Below are 16403 nucleotides of genomic sequence, written 5' to 3' on the forward strand. Positions count from 1 at the left end.
GGCGATCGATGACCACGACGACGAGGACGTTCCTGCTCGCGCTCTCGCTCGCGCTCGGCGCGTGTGGCCCGCACTTCGGCATCGACACGCCCGACGACTTCGTCTCGCTCGACGAAGGCGTGCAGCAGCAGCGCGGCTACGCGATGCGCGCGACCACCGCCGACGGAGTCGTGATCGCGGTGCGCGAGATCGACGATCCGCGCCGCGGCACCCGCGACTTCTGGGTCGAGGCCATCCGCAACCGCCTGCGACGCGCCGGCGGCTACGCGCTGCTCGAGGAGGAAGACATCCGCGCCGCGAGCGGCGACACCGGGCACCAGATGCGCTTCGGTCGCGACGAGAACGGCCGCCCCTACGCGTACTGGATCACGGTGTTCGTGCGGCCCGGTCGCGTGACCGTGGTCGAGGCCGGCGGGCGTCGCGAGGTCTTCGACGAGGAGGTCGAGGACGTGCGCCGCGCGATCTCGAGCATTCGGATCCAGTGAAGCGCGACGACGATCGTTCGGCGCCGCCGAACGATCGTCAGTCGTCCACGCAGCGCCCCATGCGGCAGCGCTCGTCGCGGCCACATCGCACGCCACACGCGCCGCAGTGGCTCTCGCTGTCGAGGATGCGCGTCTCGCACCCGTCGTCGATGCGCCCGTTGCAGTCGCGACGATCGGGGCGCGTGCACATCGCGATCGCGCACGTCCCGGTGCTGCAGGTCGGCATCGCGTCGGGGCCCACCGTGCATCGCGCGCCGCACGCGCCGCAGCTCGTGAGCGTGTCGAGGCGCGTCTCGCAGCCCGCCATCGCCGGATCGCAGTCGCCGTAGAGCGCGTTGCACGCCATCCCGCACGCGCCGCTCGCGCACGTCGCGGTCGCGTTGGGGAAGGGGCCGCACGCCGCGTTGCACGCGCCGCAGTGCGCGAGCGTGCGCAGGCTCTGCTCGCACCCGGGCATCGCCGCGTCGCAGTCGCCCCACTCGGGGTCGCACGCGATCATCGTGCACGTGCCGCTCGCGCACGTCTCGCTCGCGTGCAGCAGGTCGCACGAGGCGCGGCACTCGCCGCAGCTCGTGAGCGTGTCGAGCGCGGTCTCGCAGCCGTCGCTCGCCATGCCGTTGCAGTCGCCCCATCCGGGCTCGCACGCGCCGAGCGTGCACGTGCCGGTCGCGCACGACTCCGCCGCGTTCGGGAGCGCGCACGCGACGCCGCATCCGCCGCAGTCGGTCAGCGTGTCGATGCGCGTCTCGCAGCCGGTGCTCGTCGTGCCGTCGCAGTCGGCGGTGCCGGGGTCGCACGTCGAGATCGCGCAGCGACCGCCGGCGCAGGTCTCGTTCGCGCCGGGCAGATCACAGAGCTCGTGGCACGCGCCGCAGTCGGTCAGCGTGTCGAGCGGCGTCTCGCAGCCGTTCTCGACGACGCCGTCGCAGTCGTCCCAGCCGGGATCGCACGCCGCGATGCCGCACGTGCCCGTCGCGCACTGCGCGGTGGCATGCGGGGGCGCGCACGCGCGACCGCATGCGCCGCAGTGATCGAGGCTCGTCGCGAGATCCGCGCACTCGGTGCCGCAGAGCGTCTCGCCCGCGCCGCACGCGCTGCGGCACGCGCGCGCACCGCCCACCTCGCTGCAGAGCGGCGTCGGCGCGACGCACGCGACGTCGCACGCGCCGCAGTGGCTCGCGGTCTCGAGGCTCGTCTCGCATCCCGGGATGCTCGCGTCGCACTCGCCCCAGCCCGGATCGCACGCGACGATCTCGCAGGTGCCGGTGCTGCACGTCTCGCTCGCGTGCGCCAGCGCGCAGGCACGCCCGCACGTCCCGCAGTCCGCGAGCGTGTCGAGCGGCGTCTCGCAGCCGTCGCTCAGCATGCCGTTGCAGTCGCCCCAGCCGCTCTCGCACGCGCCGATCGCACAGCGTCCGGCGACGCACGCCGGGCTCCCGTTCGCCGGGATCGGGCACTCGACGTCGCAGCCGCCGCAGTCGGTCACGGTGTCGATCGGCGCCTCGCATCCGTTCGAGGCGATGCCGTCGCAGCTCGCGAACCCGCTCGCGCACGCGATGAACCCGCACGTGCCGCCGGCGCAGCTCGGCGCGGCGTTGGCCGGCTCGCAGCGCGCCTCGCACGCGCCGCAGTGCGCGAGATCGTCGAGGCGCTGCTCGCACCCGGTCTCGACGCGATCGTCGCAGTCGCGGAAGCCGGGCGCGCACGACTGCACGGCGCACACCGTGCCGAAGCAGTCGGGCGTGCCGTGCTCGACGGTGCACTCGCGGCCGCACTCGCCGCACATCGTCAGCGAGTCGAGCGGCGTCTCGCAGCCCGTCCGCACCTCGCCGTCGCAGTTGCCGAAGCCCTCGCTGCACGCGATGCCGCACTGTCCGTCGACGCACGCGGGCGTCGAGTTGCCGAACGACGGGCAGCGGCGATCACACGCGCCGCAGTGCGCCGCGTTCGTCTGCAGATCGATGCCCTCGTCGATGCGCTCGTCGCAGTCGTCGTCGATGCCGTTGCAGAGCTCGACCGAAAGGCAGCCGTCGCCCGTGCTGCCGTCGGCATCGAGCCGCGGGATGGTTCCGTCGTAGTCCTGGAGCTCGGTCGCGTCGACGAGCACCGCGCGACACGTGCCGTGCTCGCACGTCGTGTCGCCCGCGCACGACACGCCCGCGCACGCGCGCTCGAGATGGAGCGTGAGCACCAGCGTCTGGCCCGTGACCATGAACGCGCGCGCGCGACGCTCGACGATCGCGGTCCCCTCGTGCAGCGCTCGCGCGGTCACCGCGACCGGGCCGAGCGCGCCGCCGCGGTGCACGACGCCGAGCGTCGCGGGGATCGTGATCGCCGCGTCGCCCGAGAGCTCTCCCGCGACCCGCTGCATCGTGCCGTCGGGCGCGAGCACCTCGATCTCGACCGAGGTCGCCTCCGCGGGGATCGCGAGGTCGGTGTCGGCGACGACGATCAGCTGCGTGAGCGGGCGCTCGTTGCATGCGACGAGCATCACCGCGGCGAGCGCCGCGGTCGCGAGCGGGAGCGCGCGCGTCATCGTCCGATCTCCACCCAGCCGAGGGTTCCGTCGAAGGGCGCGGGCTCCTGCGCGGGCGCCGCGAGCACGACGCCGACCACCACCGCCGCCGCGACGACGAGCACGCCGCCCGCGACGCCGAGCGCGATCCACGTTCCGTCGTCGCCGCCCTCGCTCGGCGCGACGTCGCGCGCGCCGGTCGCGTCGAACGCGGTCTGGGCCGCGGCCTCGGGGGCGATCGCGCTCGCCGTGGCACGCGCGGGGCGCGCCGGGATCTCGAGCTCGATCTCCTCGGTCGCGCCGGGATCGATGTGCACGCGCGCGCTCGCGACGATCTCGCCGTCGCGCCGCGCCTCGAGCACGTGCTCGCCCGGATCGACGGGCGCCGCGGTGCCGAGCAGCGACGACGCCAGCTCGTGCGTGCCCAGCGCCACCTCCACGTCCTCGTGCGGCCCGCGCAGGTGCACGGCGAGCCGTCCGATCCGCGGCTCCGCGTCGCGGATCACGCGCGCTGCATCGGCGCGCACGTTCGCGGCCACGCTCTCGTCGCGCACCAGGCGGCGCAGGATCTCGGTGCCCTCGACGAGCCGTCCCGACTCGACGAGCGCGTGCCCGAGGTTGTACGCGATCACCGCGGACGCTCGGAGCTCGTGGGCGCGCGCGAACCGATCGGCGGCGCACGTCCAGTCGCTGCGGTCCGCGCACGCGACGCCTTCCTGGAAGAGCGCTCTCGCCGCGGCGGTGTCTCGCACCGAGGCATCCTGCGCGGCAGCGCTCGATCGAGGGACCGCGATCGCGAGCGCGGCCGCCAGCCACACGCCTCCCACACCGAGGCGTGCCCAACGGGGTGTCACCACGCTTTCGATCTTCGCTGGTTGCGATTAGATTGCAAGACCGCGTCATGGCTCGATTCCGGCTGCGACTGCAGGATCGTGAGATCGCGCTGCCCGCGGGGGGAGAGCTGGTGGTAGGACGGGATGCGACCGTCGCCGACGTGGCGCTCGACGATCGTCTGGTGTCGCGGCGTCACGCGGCGTTCCGCTGTCACGGTGACGACGAGCTCGAGATCGTCGATCTCGAGAGCCTCAACGGCGTGCGCGTCAACGACGTGCCGGTGAAGGGCGTCAGGGCGCTCGGCCATCGAGATCGCGTGCAGATCGGCGCGCACGTGTTCCTCGTGGTCGACCAGCGGAGAGAGCATCGCAGCAACGCTCCGACGACCCGCGGCTCGATGCGTACGGCGTCCGCGACGCGTCCGACGCCGCGCGCACAGCGCGCGATCGTGACCCCGCTCGACACCATCGCGCAGGCGCTCGCGGACGACGATCTCTCCGCTGCGGTCGTCGCGATGGACGCGGTGATCGCGCGCTACGGCGATCCGTCCGAGGCGCTGATGCCAGGCGAGCTCGGTCGCGTCGTCGAGCTGCTGCTCGCGCTCTCGGAGCGCACGGGCGACATGCGCTTCTTCGATCGTGTCTTCCAGATCCACACCGGGCGGCGGCTCGTGATCGACGGCGCGAGCATCGACGCGATCCAGAACGCGCTCCCGCACCTCGAGCGCGCGAGCTCGCAGGGGCTCGACACGTACCTCGCCGCGATGGGCGCGCGCGGCGCGACGCTCTCGCCGCAGGAGCAAGTGCGGCTGCGCCGCATCGCCGCGCTGACCCGACGCGTGGGCAAGGGCAAGGCGTGACGCGCTCGACGATCCACGCGATCCGGCCGAGCGAGGTCGAGCGCGCGCCGGTGGGCGTCCCCGGCGTCATCCTCGGCGGCAAATACCGGCTCGACGAGGCGATCGCGCGCGGCGGCATGGCGCGCGTGTGGCGCGCGACGCACGTGACGCTGAACCGGCCCGTCGCCGTGAAGTTCGTCGACGCGTGGGGCGCGACGCCCGAGGAGCGCAACGAGCGCTTCTTGCGCGAGGCGAAGGTCGCGGCGTCGGTCCGGCACCGGCACGTCGTCGACATCATCGACTTCGGCACGAGCCGCAACGGCGAGCCCTACATGGTCATGGAGCTGCTCGAGGGCGAGACCCTCGACCAGCGCCTCGGTCGCGGGCCGGTGCCGGTCGACGAGGTGATCGAGATCGCCGCGCAGCTCCTCAGCGGGCTCGACGCGGTGCACCGCGCGGGGATCGTCCATCGCGATCTGAAGCCGGGGAACGTGTTCCTCACGCACGACGAGGTCGACGGCGTGTTCGCGCGCCTGCTCGACTTCGGGATCTCGCAGGGCGCGGACGAGATCGCGACCGAGTCGGATCGCGTGGTGGTCGGCACGCCCGAGTACATGTCGCCGGAGCAGGCGTTCGGAGAGCCGCTCGACGCGCGCTCCGATCTCTACGCGGTCGGCGTGGTGCTCTACGAGATGCTCTCGGGCGTGCTGCCCTTCGAGGATCCCGACCCGCAGAAGGTCGTGGAGCTCGTCGCGCACGGCACGCCTGCGCCGCTGCTCTCGATGCGGCCCGACATCCCGGAGATCTGCGCGGTGATCGCGCGCGCGATGTCGCCGATGCCCGAGGCGCGGTTCGACTCGGCGCGCGAGATGCGGCGCGCGCTGCTCGACGCCGTGGGGCGCGGGCCCGACGTGACCGGGCGAAGCTCCGCGGTGCCGCGCGACTCGCGGGTGAGCGGGCTGCAGGCGAGGGCGGTCGCGACGGTCGCGGCGAGCGGGGTCACGCGCAGCGGCGAGACGCTCGCCGAGACGCTCGCGCCGCCCGAGGGGCCCCGGGCGCGCACGCGGTGGACGGTCATGGCCGTCGTGCTGCTCGTCGTCGTCGGTGCGGGCGCGATGTGGCTCGCGATGCAGGGCGGCGAGGAGCGCGCCGCGGGCGACGACGCGCCGCCGAGCGCGGCGATGCAGGCCGCCGAGCCGTCGCCGTCGACCGCGGTGCCCAGCACCGGGCCCGAGGAGGCCGCGGCTGCCGCAGAGGGTGACGACGGCGAAGCGAGCGAGGCCGAGAGCACCGACGAGGCGCTGCCCGAGCGCAGCACGCGCCGGCCGCGACGCCGCGCGCGTCGCGCGACCCGCGACGGCGAGGAGCCGGATCCGAGCACGCCGTCCGAGCCGACGATCCGCCGCGAGCTCGACTTCTAGCGGATCGTCAGCGCTCGTCGTTCTTCTCGTCGCCGTCTTCCGAGCGAGCGAGCGACCCGGCGAGAAGCTTCAGCGGATCGAACCCGAGCGTCTGGGTCACGCTCGCGATCTCCGAGATCCGGCCGCGCACGTACGTCACCGCCGGCGCGAGCGACGCGAGCGCGTCGATCCCGCCGAGCCACGTCGTCGTCCGCTGCGCCACCGCGCGCGCCGCATCGGCGCCGATCGCCACCGCGACGTACGGCGGCGTCGGGCTCACGATCACGTCGCGCACCGCGACCGCGCGTGCCCACGCGCCCGGCTCCGCGCTCCGCAGCAGCCTGCGGATCGACCCGATCTCGGCATAGATCCCGAGGTGCACGGGCGCGACGGCGCGCGCGATTCCCTCGCTCACGAAGCGATGATCGCGCCGCCAGTCACCGCCGAGCGGCCCGCTCCAGCGCGCGATCAGATCGGGCCCCGCGACGAGATCGATCTCGCCGCGCCGGCGCCGCAGCACCACGCCCGTCCACGGCGTGCTGCCGCTCCAGATCACCATCACGAGCGCGCGATCGTCGGGGAGCACGGTGTCGAGCGCGCGACGCACCATGCCCGCGGTCGGGATCGGTACGCCCGCGAGCGGACGCGGCCACACGTGGATCATCCCGGCGTCGATCACCTCGCGGATCGTGCGCGCCACCACGAGCCACTGCGCGACGTAGTCGTCGCCGCGCTCGAGGCGCACCGCGACGCGCTCCGCGATCTCCTCGATCGCGCCCTCGCGCATCAGCAGCGCACGGCGCGCGCGATATCGCTCGGTGATCATCGGGAGCTCGCTCGGGCTCGCCTGCGCGAGATCGCGGATGCGCCCGCGCTGCGAGTGGAACGCCTTGCGCACCCGCCCGGTCTCCGAGATCACGATGACGAGCGACCCGGTGCTGCGCTGTTCAGAAAGCCCAGCGTCTTCGGCCTCCTTGGTGTCGAGCTCGGGCGCGTCGCTCGGCGCGGGCTCGCGCTGGATGCGCGTCACCACGCCCGGCGCGAAGAGCGAGATCAGGTTCGTCCACGAGCGCGCGTCGAACCCCTCGACCCGCAGGTCCGCCGCGATCACGAGACCCTCCCGGCGGTCGCCTGCGCGCCTTCTTCCTGCGCGCTCCGCCGCACGACGAGCATGCGGCACGCGTGCGGCGCCATCGGCACCGTGATCGAGCGATCCCCCGCGAAGCGGTCTCCCGACGCCGAGTCCTCGAACGCGATCGCGTAGGGCAGCTCGACGATCGCCTCGATGCGCTCGGGCGCGGGGTTGATCACGAAGAGCACGCGCGGGCCGCCCTCGTCCTCGTGCACCGTCGTCTCGACCGGCGCGGGCGACGCGCGGAACGGTGTCTCGAGCCCGAGGTCGTGCACCAGCGTGCGCACCACCTCGTCGGCGTCCTCGGGGCGATCGATCAGCACCTTGCGCCCGTGGCGCGGCACCTCGAACGGGCGCGCGCGCATCGTGTCGTCGAGCGTCGGCATCGCGGGGCCGAACACGACGGTGCCGCCCTCGGACGCGAAGTCGCAGAGCCGCGACCAGCGCGCGACCGATGCGAACTCGTACGTGGGCGCGATCACGACGCGAAGGCCGTCGTAGCGCTCCTCGGGCGCATCTCCGTCGACGTAGACGTACGGCACGCCCGCGGCGGTGAGCGCCTCTGCGAAGCGCGCGATCATCGTCCACCAGAGCACCTGGATCGGCCCCGCGAAGCCGAGCGGCTCCTCGCTGCACGCCTCGACCGGCGAGCCACCGATCGCCTCGAGCGTGATCGGCGAGAGCACGCCCATGAGGTGCGTCGCGCGCGACAGGCGCGAGTACTCGCGCGGCAGCGCGAGCCCCACCTCGACGCGCCGCTGGAGGCGATGGAACCCGATGCTCGTGAGCGCGTGCAGGAAGCTCTTCCACGCGCCCGCCTCGAGCCGCGGATTGCCCGTCGCGTCGATCGGCGCGCCGTACCAGCGATCGCGATCGACGGTCATGTAGAGGCTCATCCCGCGCAGGCCGTACGCGCACGCGCTCATCGCGCAGAAGAGCGAGTCCTCGTGGGTGAGCGGCGTGAACCACGGCGGCGCGCCCACGCCCATCTCTGGCGCGAAGGGAAGGCGCGAGCTGCCCGCGAGGAAGAGCGTCCGGCGCTTGATCGTCCGGTGCTCGCGGCGCGCGTGGTAGTAGTCGAGCCCGACGAGGTCGACGATCTCCTCGATGCGCGGCGTGCTCACCGGCGCAGCCTGCTCGCCGAGCGGCAGGTTGTGGACGGTCGGCACGCCCTTGAGGCCCGCGGTCGCCATCGCGCCCTTGAAGCGCACGAGCGCGCGCGTGATCAGCTCCTCGCGCCACGCGCCCCAGTCGAGGTGCAGCGCGAGCTGCTCGGGCGTCTCCGCGTCGAAGCGCTCGGGCGCGACGACGTCGTCCCACGCGGCGTACTCGCGACGGTGCGCGCGACCGGCCTCGTACGGCGTGCCGTAGCGCTGCGCGAGCCACGCGCGCCAGCCCGCGATCGCGTCGGGGTGATAGTCCTGGTCGTACGCGGAGTCGCGGAACCAGTAGGTCGCCTCGTTGTCGACCTGCAGCAGCACGATCGGGCCCTGCGGCCAGAGGCGCGGCGCGAGCTGCGCGGCGGCGGCCTCGAGCCAGCGCTGCGACTCGAGGTGGTACTGCTCGCTCGCGTACGACGGCACCGGGAACATGCGCGGCGGGAAGCCGAGCACGACGGGGCTCTGCTTCGGCGAGCGCGCCTGGATCGACTTGTCGTAGACGATGCGCTCGGGAAGCCCGAACCACGTCATCTCGGAATTGATGTGCGGCCCCGGTCGCACGAACGCGTAGAGCCCGAGGTCGGCCGCGAGATCGAGGAACGCGCCGACGTCCTTGCGCGGATCGCGCTGACCGAAGTCGTAGTCGCCGGGCGCGAGCTCGTGCACCTGCCAGGGCACGTAGGTCTCGACGATCGGGATCCCGAGCGCGCGCGTCTCGGAGAGCGCGGCGCGCCACGACTCGCGCTCGAGGCGCCAGTAGTGCACGGCGCCGCAGAGCAGCGGGACGCTGCGATCCGCGATGCGCAGCGCTCCGTCCTCGAGGCGAACGCCGCCGACGCGACGGACGGCGCGAGCCCGCGTAGCAGGGCGGGCCGCAGGCCGCTTGGGTTTCATCGGGGGCGGAGGATAGTCGGGTTGGCCGCGGAGGCCAGCGCGGCCGTGCGGCCCTCAGCCCGCGATCGCGATGATCTCGACCTCGACCCTCGCGCCTCGGGGCAGCGCCGCGACCTGCACCGTCGATCGTGCCGGCGGCGCGATCCCCTCGAAGCGCTTCGCGTAGACCTCGTTCACCGTCGCGAAGTCCGCGAGGTCGACGAGGAAGATCGTCGCCTTCACCACGTCGTCGAAGCCGAGGCCCGCGCTCTTCAGCAGCGCGTCCACGTTCTTCATCACCTGCTCGATCTGCGCGCGCACGTCGCCCTGGCCGACGAACTCGCCGTTCGCATCGAGGGGGATCTGCCCCGAGAAGAAGACCATCTGTCCGCACCGGATGCCCTGCGAATAGGGGCCGATCGCCTTCGGTGCATGCTCGCTGGAGAGAACGTCGCGCTTCGCCATGCGCGAGCTTCTAGCCGATCACACGACGAGCTTGTAGCCCAGCCCGTACACCGTGAGGATGTGCGCCGGCTTCTCGGGGTTCGGCTCGATCTTCTTGCGCAGCTTCACGATGAAGTTGTCGATCGTGCGGTTCGTCGGGGTCCCCTCGACGCCCCACACCTTGTCGAGCAGCTCCTCGCGGCTGACGACCTGGCCCGCGCGCTCGAACAAGTACTTGAGCAGCTGCACTTCGTAGAACGAGAGCGACGTCGTCTCGCGCCCGCGCTTCATCGTCTGCGCCGCCGGATCGATCGACGCCGTGCCGATGCGGATCGGCGCCTCCGTGATCTGCGCGCGCGTGGTGCGCCGGAAGATCGCGCGGATGCGCGCGACGAGCTCGCCGACGCTGAACGGCTTCGTGACGTAGTCGTCCGCGCCGGCATCGAGCCCGCGGATCTTGTCCGCCTCCTGCGAGCGCGCCGTGAGCATGAGGATCGGCACCAGCGTGTCGTGCGCGCGGATCTGCTCGCACACGCGATAGCCGTTCGTGTCGGGCAGCATCAGGTCGAGGATGATGCAGTCCGGGTGCTCGCTGCGCGCGAGCTGGATGCCCTCCTGCCCCGTGCGCGCATGGGTGACCGCGAAGCCCTCGAACTCGAGCGAGTCGACGAGCCCGAGCGCGATCGCCGGGTCGTCCTCGACGAGCAAGATGCGTCGCTCGGGGGTCGCCATCGGTCGGCCGAAGATAGCACCTCGCCCTGCGCGAGAGGGCTGCGGCCTCGCGGGCCGGCGCGCTCTAGACTGCGCTCTCGATGGAGTGGCGCTCGCGCCTCGTGTACCTCGCTCTGATCCCCGCGATCGCGATCGCGGCCGGGATCCTCGGGTACTTCTCCATCCAGTCGGCGCGGCAGTTCGCGCGCGAGAGCGAGCAGTCGGTGCTCGCGTCGACGCTCGTGCTCGTCGACGAGAAGGTCGATCGCGTCGAGCAGATGATCATCACGAGCGACGAGGCGGTGTTCCACCTCGTCGATCTCGAGCGCCCCGAGGCGGTCTCGGAGACCTGGCAGCCGCTCGCCGAGCGCATCTCGCCGAGCGTGCGCGCGCTGCTCGTGCTCGACGACGGCGGCGAGGTGATCGGCTACGCGTGTCGCTGCTCGACGCAGGAGCGCCGCGACTTCCTCAAGGTGTTCACCGAGCGCATCCTGCCGAACCTCGAGCTCGAGCGAGAGCGCATCGGCGTGCTGCGGCATCACCACCGCACGTACGCGGACACGAGCTACCTCATCAGCTATCGCGCGGTGCGGCACGCCGGGCGGCGCCACTACATGGTCGCGCACCACGACACCGGCTTCATCGAGCGCGAGGTGTTCCCGACGCTCTTCGTGCACGAGGAAGAGCGCGTCTCGTACAACGTCGTCGACGACGACAACCGCCTCGTCTACGGCCAGTCGCGCATCGCGCGCGCGGGCGACTACCTCGTCGGCCGTCGCTTCCCGACGACGCTGTACGGATGGCGCCTCCAGATCGCACCGAAACGAGCGCCCGAGCTGATCGTGCGCGGCGCGGAGCAGGTCTACACGGAGAGCGCGCTGATCGGCCTCTCGTTCGCGATCGTGCTGCTCGGTGTCGGGTTCCTGATCTACGCAGCGGTGAAGGAGAGCCGGCTCAACGCGCTGCGCAGCGAGTTCATCGCGAACGTCTCGCACGAGCTGAAGACGCCGCTCTCGGTCGTCCGGATGTTCAGCGAGATGCTCATGACGGGCCGCGTGCGCGACGAGAAGAAGCGCGAGCAATACCTGCAGATCATCGCGCGCGAGAGCGAGCGTCTCACGGCGCTGATCGACAACGTGCTCGACTTCAGCGCGATCGAGCGTGGCAAGCAGACGTACCAGATGCGCGAGGGCGATCTCGCGGACGTCGTCGCGCGCGCGATCGACACGTTCCGCTATCGCCTCGAGCGCGAGAACCTCGAGGTGAAGCTCGAGGTCGTCGGTGAGGTGCCCGCGGTGCGCTTCGACGAGCAGGCGATCCTGCTCGCGGTGATGAACCTGCTCGACAACGCGATGAAGTACGGCGCGGGCTCGACGATCGAGGTCACGATCGAGCGCGGTCGCCGCCACGCGTACGTGCGGGTGCGCGATCACGGCCCGGGGATCCCGGACGAGCACCACAAGCGCGTGTTCGAGCGCTTCTATCGCGTGCGCAACGGGTCGAGCAGCGCGCGCGGATCGGGCATCGGACTGTCGCTGGTGAAGCGCATCGTGGAGGCGCATCGCGGGCGCGCGTGGGTGGAGAACGCGGCGGGCGGCGGCGCGCGCGTGAGCTTCTCGTTGCCGTTCTCCGATCTCGCGGGCGGCGGCACGGCGGTCGCGCTCTCGAGCTGGCGCAACGACGCGGGGCCGCCGCCGGACGACGAGATCGCGGAGCGCTGATGTTCCCGCCGATCGAGCCGTTCGCGACGGGTCGCCTGCGAACGCGCGACGGTCACGAGATCCACTGGGAGACGTCGGGCAACCCACGCGGGAAGCCCGCGCTGTACCTGCACGGCGGCCCGGGCGCGGGCCTGATGACGGGTCATCGCCGGCGCTTCGATCCCGAGCGCTGGCTCGTCGTCGCGCTCGACCAGCGCGGCTGCGGTCGCAGCACACCGCTCGTGATCGACGCGCTCGACACGCTCGCGACCAACACCACCGACGCGCTGATCGCCGACATCGAAGCGCTCCGCGAGCACCTCGGGATCGATGCGTGGCTCGTGTACGGCGTCTCGTGGGGCACCACGCTCGCGCTCGCGTACGCGCAGGCGCACCCGGCGCGCGTGACCGAGCTGGTGCTGATGTGCGTCGTGCAGACGAGCGCGTCCGAGGTCGCGTGGATCACCGAGGATCTGCGCCGCGTCTTCCCTCGCGAGTGGTCGCGCTTCGAGGCCGCGTCGAAGCGCCGCTCCGGACAGCGCGTGATCGACGCGTACCACGCGCTGATCACATCCGCCGACGCGACCGAGCGCGAGGAGGCCGCGCGCGCGTGGTGCGCGTGGGAGGACACCCACGTCTCGCTCGACCCGCGTCATCGACCCGAGCCGCGGTTCGAGACCGACGCCGTGTTCCGCCAGACGTTCGCGACACTGACGATCCACTACTGGAAGCACGCCGCCTTCCTCGAAGACGGCGCGCTCCTCTCGCGCATCGATCGCATCGCGCACATCCCGGCCGCGCTGATCCACGGCCGTCTCGACATCAGCTCTCCGCTCGAGTGGCCGTGGCAGCTCCACCTCGCGTGGCCGAAGAGCACGCTGACGATCGTCGATGACGAAGGCCACGGCGGCGACACGATGATCGACGAGGTCGTCCGCGCGATCGCGCGCTTCGCTCCGTGACGCCGCGCGCACCCCCGGGGAAGCTCAGTCGCGCTCGGCGCGCTTCCTTCGCGTCATCAGCTCGACCGTCGCCTCGAGCGGCGACTGCCCCTCGTAGAGGATCCGGTACATCGCGTCGGTGATCGGCATCTCGCAGCCCTCGCGCTGCGCCAGCGCGTACGCCGCCTTCGTCGTCCTCACGCCCTCGGCGACCTGCGTCATGCCCGCGAGGATGTCGTCGAGCTTGCGGCCCTTTCCGAGCTCGAGACCGACCGTGCGGTTGCGCGAGAGATCCCCGGTGCACGTCAGCACGAGATCACCCATTCCGCCGAGCCCCGCGAGCGTGAGCGGATGCGCGCCCATCTTCGTCGCGAGCCGCGTCATCTCGGCGAGCCCGCGCGTGATCAGCGCCGCGCGCGAGTTGTGCCCGAACCCGAGCCCGTCGCTCACGCCCGCCGCGATCGCGATCACGTTCTTGAGCGCGCCGCCGAGCTCGATCCCGATCACGTCGTCGGTCGTGTAGACGCGCAGCCGATCGGTCGCGAGCGCCTCCTGCCACCGGCACGCGACGTCGTGGCTCGTGCACGCGACGACGACCGCCGTCGGCATTCCCGCCGCGACCTCCTTCGCGAAGCTCGGACCACCGAGGTACGCGACGCGATCGAGCGTCTCCTTCGGCACGCAGTCCTCGAAGATCCCGCTCACCACCTTGAGCGTGCTGATCTCGATCCCCTTGCTCACGCTGAGGATCGGCGCGCTCTCGGGCAGGTGCGGCGCGGCCTTGCCGAGCACCTCGCGCAGCACGTGCGTCGGCACCGCCGTGAGCACCATGTCGGCGCCGCCGAGCGCGTCGGGGAGATCGCTCGTCGCGCGCAACGTGGGCGCGAGCTCGAACCCCGGTAGGAAGTCCTGGTTCGTGCGATCTCGCTGGATCGCGTCGGCATGCGGCTTCTGCCACGACCAGAGGTGGACCTGGTGGCCCTTGTCCGAGAGCGCCTTCGCGAGCGCCGTGCCCCACGCGCCCGCCCCCAACACCGCGATGGTGTGCGTCATGAGCGGACTGTACCGCGCCGCGCAAGCGACGCGCGAGCGAGAGGGCGCTATGCTGCCGCCCTTCGTATGTCGAGCTGGGGGAGCATGGCTTCGCGCGCGAATGCCGCGATCGCGCTGGCGATCGCGATCGCGCTGAGCGGGTGTTACGAGGCGCGCGAGCGCGGCGACGGTCCGATCGACGACGTCGACGCGCGCATCGGGCTCGACGCGACGATCCCAGAGGACGCGGGTGAGCCCGCCGATGCCGCGCTCGACGCGGGGCTCCCGATCGACGTCGACGCGACGTTCCCTCCGTTCGACGCCGGCGTTCCCGAGGACGCGGGCTCGTTCGACGCGGGCCCGTCCGATGCGGGCCCGACCGATGCGGGTGTGCGCGACGCCGGTCCGCGTGACGCGGGCTCGTTCGACGCAGGGCCCCGCGCGACGCAGGGCCGCCGCGCGACGCGGGGCCGCCGCGCGACGCGGGGCCGCCGCGCGACGCGGGGACGCGTGATGCCGGTCCGCGGCCCGACGCCGGGATGCGCGACGCGGGCGCGCGCGACGCCGGTCCCATCGACGGTGGACGTCGCTCGCCCGCGCTCCGCTTCACGCCCGACCGCTACCTGCTCGTTCCGGATCGCCCTGGGCTGCGCGTCGGCGGCGACACCACGACGGAGCTCTGGATCCGCGCGCGCGGCACCGGGATCATCGCGCGAAAGGGCCAGGACGACGGGCAGCGCCACCTCGTGATCGAGCTCGCGCCGGGGCCCGACGGCCGCGTGGAGCTGATCGCGGGCTGGACCACGGTCCGCAGCGAGCGGCGCGAGCTGCGCGCACCGTTCGACGCGTTCGGCGACTGGACGCACGTCGCGCTCACGATCCAGCGCACCGCCGGCGTGCTCCGCACGCTGCTCTACGTGAACTTCACGGTCGTCGCGATGGCCGACTTCCCCGACGACATCGGCGACGCGTTCAACATCGAGCCGCTGCTGATCGGTCGCTTCGACGGCGACCTCGACGAGATCCGCATCTGGAACACCGTGCGCAGCGCCGCCGCGCTCCAGGCCGCGGCGTTCACGCGCCTGTCCACGGGCACCGCCACGCTCGCCGCGTACTGGCCGCTCGAGGAAGCGCCCGCTGGGCAGATCGCGCTGGATCGCTCGCTGCGCGGCAACGACGCGATCCTCGGTCAGATCACGACCACCGACCCGCGCGACCCGACCTGGATCCTCGACGGCGCGCTGTGATCGGCGCTCAGCCGAGATCGACGATCACGCGGTCGCGACCCTCGCCCTTGGCGCGATAGAGCGCGGCATCGGCGCGCTGCTCGAGCGCTTGTGCACGCTCGCCGCGCCACGTCGCGATGCCGATCGACACCGTGATCGTCGTCTCGCGACCTTCGCCGAGCGCGATCGGACCGCCCGACACGCGCGCCCGCACGCGCTCCGCGACGAGGAACGCGTCCGCCGCGCCCGTCTCCGGCATGATCAACACGAACTCTTCGCCGCCGCGCCGCACGACGACGTCGTGCCGTCGCACCTCGGCGCGCACGCGATCCACGAACGCGCGCAGCACCGCGTCGCCCGCGTCGTGGCCGTGCGCATCGTTCACGCGCTTGAAGTGATCGAGATCGAGCAGCGCGAGCGAGAGCGGCTCCGCGTGACGTCGCGCGCGCTCGACCTCTTCCTCGAGCCGCGGCGCGAGGTAGCGATGGTTGTAGGCGCGCGTGAGCCAGTCGGTGATCGCAAGGCGCCCGAGGCGCGACTTCTCGATGGCCGGCACCGCGCAGTTCGCGATCAGCTGCGCGAGATCGCGATCCTCGGGCCCGAACGCGCCGGTGCGCGCCGACGAGACCGAGAGCACGCCGATCACCTCGCCGCCCGCGACGAGCGGTACCGCGATCACGGCGCGCACCTCGAAGCCCTGCGTCGGGTAGGCGACGAACCGCGGATCTTCGAGCGCGTCGGGCACGAGCGTCGATCGTCCGCTCTCCGCGACCGCACCGACCACGCCCTGTCCGCGCCGGAACGTCGCGGGTGGCTGCGTCACCCCGGTGCCCGAGCGCGCGCTCGAGAGCAGCTCGCTCTTGCCCTCGTCGAAGAGACGAAGGCTCGCGTGATCGCCGGGCAGGATCGCGAGCGCGGCGTCGGTCGTCGCCTGCAGCTGCGCCTCGAGCTCGATCGGCTCGGCGAGCCGCCGTGTCAGATCGAGCAGCACGTGCAGCGCGTCCTGACCCCCGCCGAGCATCGCGGCCCGAGTGTAGACCAGCGCGCGCTCGATTGTGCACGCCGCGCGTGCTGCGTCTCGTTCGTGGACGTCTGTGTGAACGGGCGGTTTC

The 16403-nt window shown here is 72.3% G+C and carries 14 protein-coding genes; 6 read left to right on the top strand and 8 right to left on the bottom strand.

What is annotated here, in order from left to right:
- The first annotated feature begins 8 nt into the window (after positions 1-8).
- Positions 9-485 (top strand): serine/threonine protein kinase, encoded by a 477-nt coding sequence (locus DB32_RS15400; protein WP_157069066.1) that lies wholly within the window; start codon positions 9-11, stop codon positions 483-485.
- A gap of 37 nt (positions 486-522) precedes the next feature.
- On the opposite strand, the gene DB32_RS48245 is transcribed toward DB32_RS15400, so the two are convergent.
- Both DB32_RS48245 and DB32_RS48250 read right to left on the bottom strand, forming a co-directional pair.
- Positions 523-3021: a hypothetical protein gene (locus DB32_RS48245; RefSeq protein ID WP_053233221.1), complete on the bottom strand. Its 2499-nt coding sequence runs from the start codon at positions 3019-3021 to the stop codon at positions 523-525.
- Positions 3018-3752 carry a hypothetical protein gene (locus DB32_RS48250; RefSeq protein ID WP_169791457.1) on the bottom strand — a complete coding sequence of 245 codons (735 nt, stop codon included), beginning with the start codon at positions 3750-3752 and terminating at the stop codon, positions 3018-3020. Before DB32_RS48250 ends, DB32_RS48245 begins: the two co-directional genes overlap by 4 nt.
- 83 nt (positions 3753-3835) lie before the next feature.
- Here DB32_RS48250 and DB32_RS48255 point away from each other — a divergent pair, with 83 nt between their 5' ends.
- Positions 3836-4693 (top strand): FHA domain-containing protein, encoded by an 858-nt coding sequence (locus DB32_RS48255; RefSeq protein WP_169791458.1) that lies wholly within the window; start codon positions 3836-3838, stop codon positions 4691-4693.
- The gene (locus DB32_RS15420; protein ID WP_053233224.1) at positions 4690-6093 is read left to right on the top strand and encodes a serine/threonine-protein kinase; all 1404 of its coding nucleotides are present in this window, start codon (positions 4690-4692) and stop codon (positions 6091-6093) included. The genes DB32_RS48255 and DB32_RS15420 overlap by 4 nt, the downstream gene beginning before the upstream one ends.
- 7 nt (positions 6094-6100) lie before the next feature.
- Here the strand turns inward: DB32_RS15420 and DB32_RS15425 are convergent, their stop codons facing one another.
- Genes DB32_RS15425 through DB32_RS15440 form a run of 4 tightly spaced genes read right to left on the bottom strand, consistent with a single transcriptional unit; the run spans position 6101 to position 10413 of the window.
- On the bottom strand, positions 6101-7183 hold the full coding sequence (locus DB32_RS15425; RefSeq protein ID WP_053233225.1) for a hypothetical protein: 1083 nt from the start codon (positions 7181-7183) through the stop codon (positions 6101-6103).
- Complete coding sequence (locus DB32_RS15430; RefSeq protein ID WP_083457408.1) at positions 7180-9258, bottom strand: beta-galactosidase; 2079 nt, start codon at positions 9256-9258, stop codon at positions 7180-7182. Before DB32_RS15430 ends, DB32_RS15425 begins: the two co-directional genes overlap by 4 nt.
- A 54-nt stretch (positions 9259-9312) precedes the next feature.
- A complete protein-coding gene (locus DB32_RS15435) occupies positions 9313-9702 on the bottom strand; it encodes a RidA family protein (protein WP_053233227.1) in 390 nt (129 codons plus the stop codon).
- An 18-nt stretch (positions 9703-9720) separates the two neighbouring features.
- The gene (locus tag DB32_RS15440; protein ID WP_053233228.1) at positions 9721-10413 is read right to left on the bottom strand and encodes a response regulator transcription factor; all 693 of its coding nucleotides are present in this window, start codon (positions 10411-10413) and stop codon (positions 9721-9723) included.
- Positions 10414-10493: 80 nt separating this feature from the next.
- Here DB32_RS15440 and DB32_RS15445 point away from each other — a divergent pair, with 80 nt between their 5' ends.
- On the top strand, positions 10494-12113 hold the full coding sequence (locus DB32_RS15445) for a sensor histidine kinase (protein ID WP_053233229.1): 1620 nt from the start codon (positions 10494-10496) through the stop codon (positions 12111-12113).
- Entirely contained in the window at positions 12113-13054 is a 942-nt protein-coding gene (gene pip / locus DB32_RS15450) for a prolyl aminopeptidase (RefSeq protein WP_053233230.1), read from the top strand. Before DB32_RS15445 ends, pip begins: the two co-directional genes overlap by 1 nt.
- Positions 13055-13078: 24 nt before the next feature.
- On the opposite strand, the gene DB32_RS15455 is transcribed toward pip, so the two are convergent.
- Complete coding sequence (locus DB32_RS15455; protein ID WP_053233231.1) at positions 13079-14086, bottom strand: NAD(P)H-dependent glycerol-3-phosphate dehydrogenase; 1008 nt, start codon at positions 14084-14086, stop codon at positions 13079-13081.
- Between the two features lie 518 nt (positions 14087-14604).
- Between DB32_RS15455 and DB32_RS15465 the strand changes: the two genes are divergently transcribed.
- Positions 14605-15312: a LamG-like jellyroll fold domain-containing protein gene (locus DB32_RS15465; protein ID WP_075097526.1), complete on the top strand. Its 708-nt coding sequence runs from the start codon at positions 14605-14607 to the stop codon at positions 15310-15312.
- Positions 15313-15319: 7 nt separating this feature from the next.
- On the opposite strand, the gene DB32_RS15470 is transcribed toward DB32_RS15465, so the two are convergent.
- Positions 15320-16312 carry a diguanylate cyclase gene (locus tag DB32_RS15470; RefSeq protein ID WP_053233234.1) on the bottom strand — a complete coding sequence of 331 codons (993 nt, stop codon included), beginning with the start codon at positions 16310-16312 and terminating at the stop codon, positions 15320-15322.
- Positions 16313-16403: the final 91 nt, after the last annotated feature.

Source organism: Sandaracinus amylolyticus (assembly GCF_000737325.1).
Lineage (GTDB): Bacteria > Myxococcota_A > Polyangia > Polyangiales > Sandaracinaceae > Sandaracinus > Sandaracinus amylolyticus.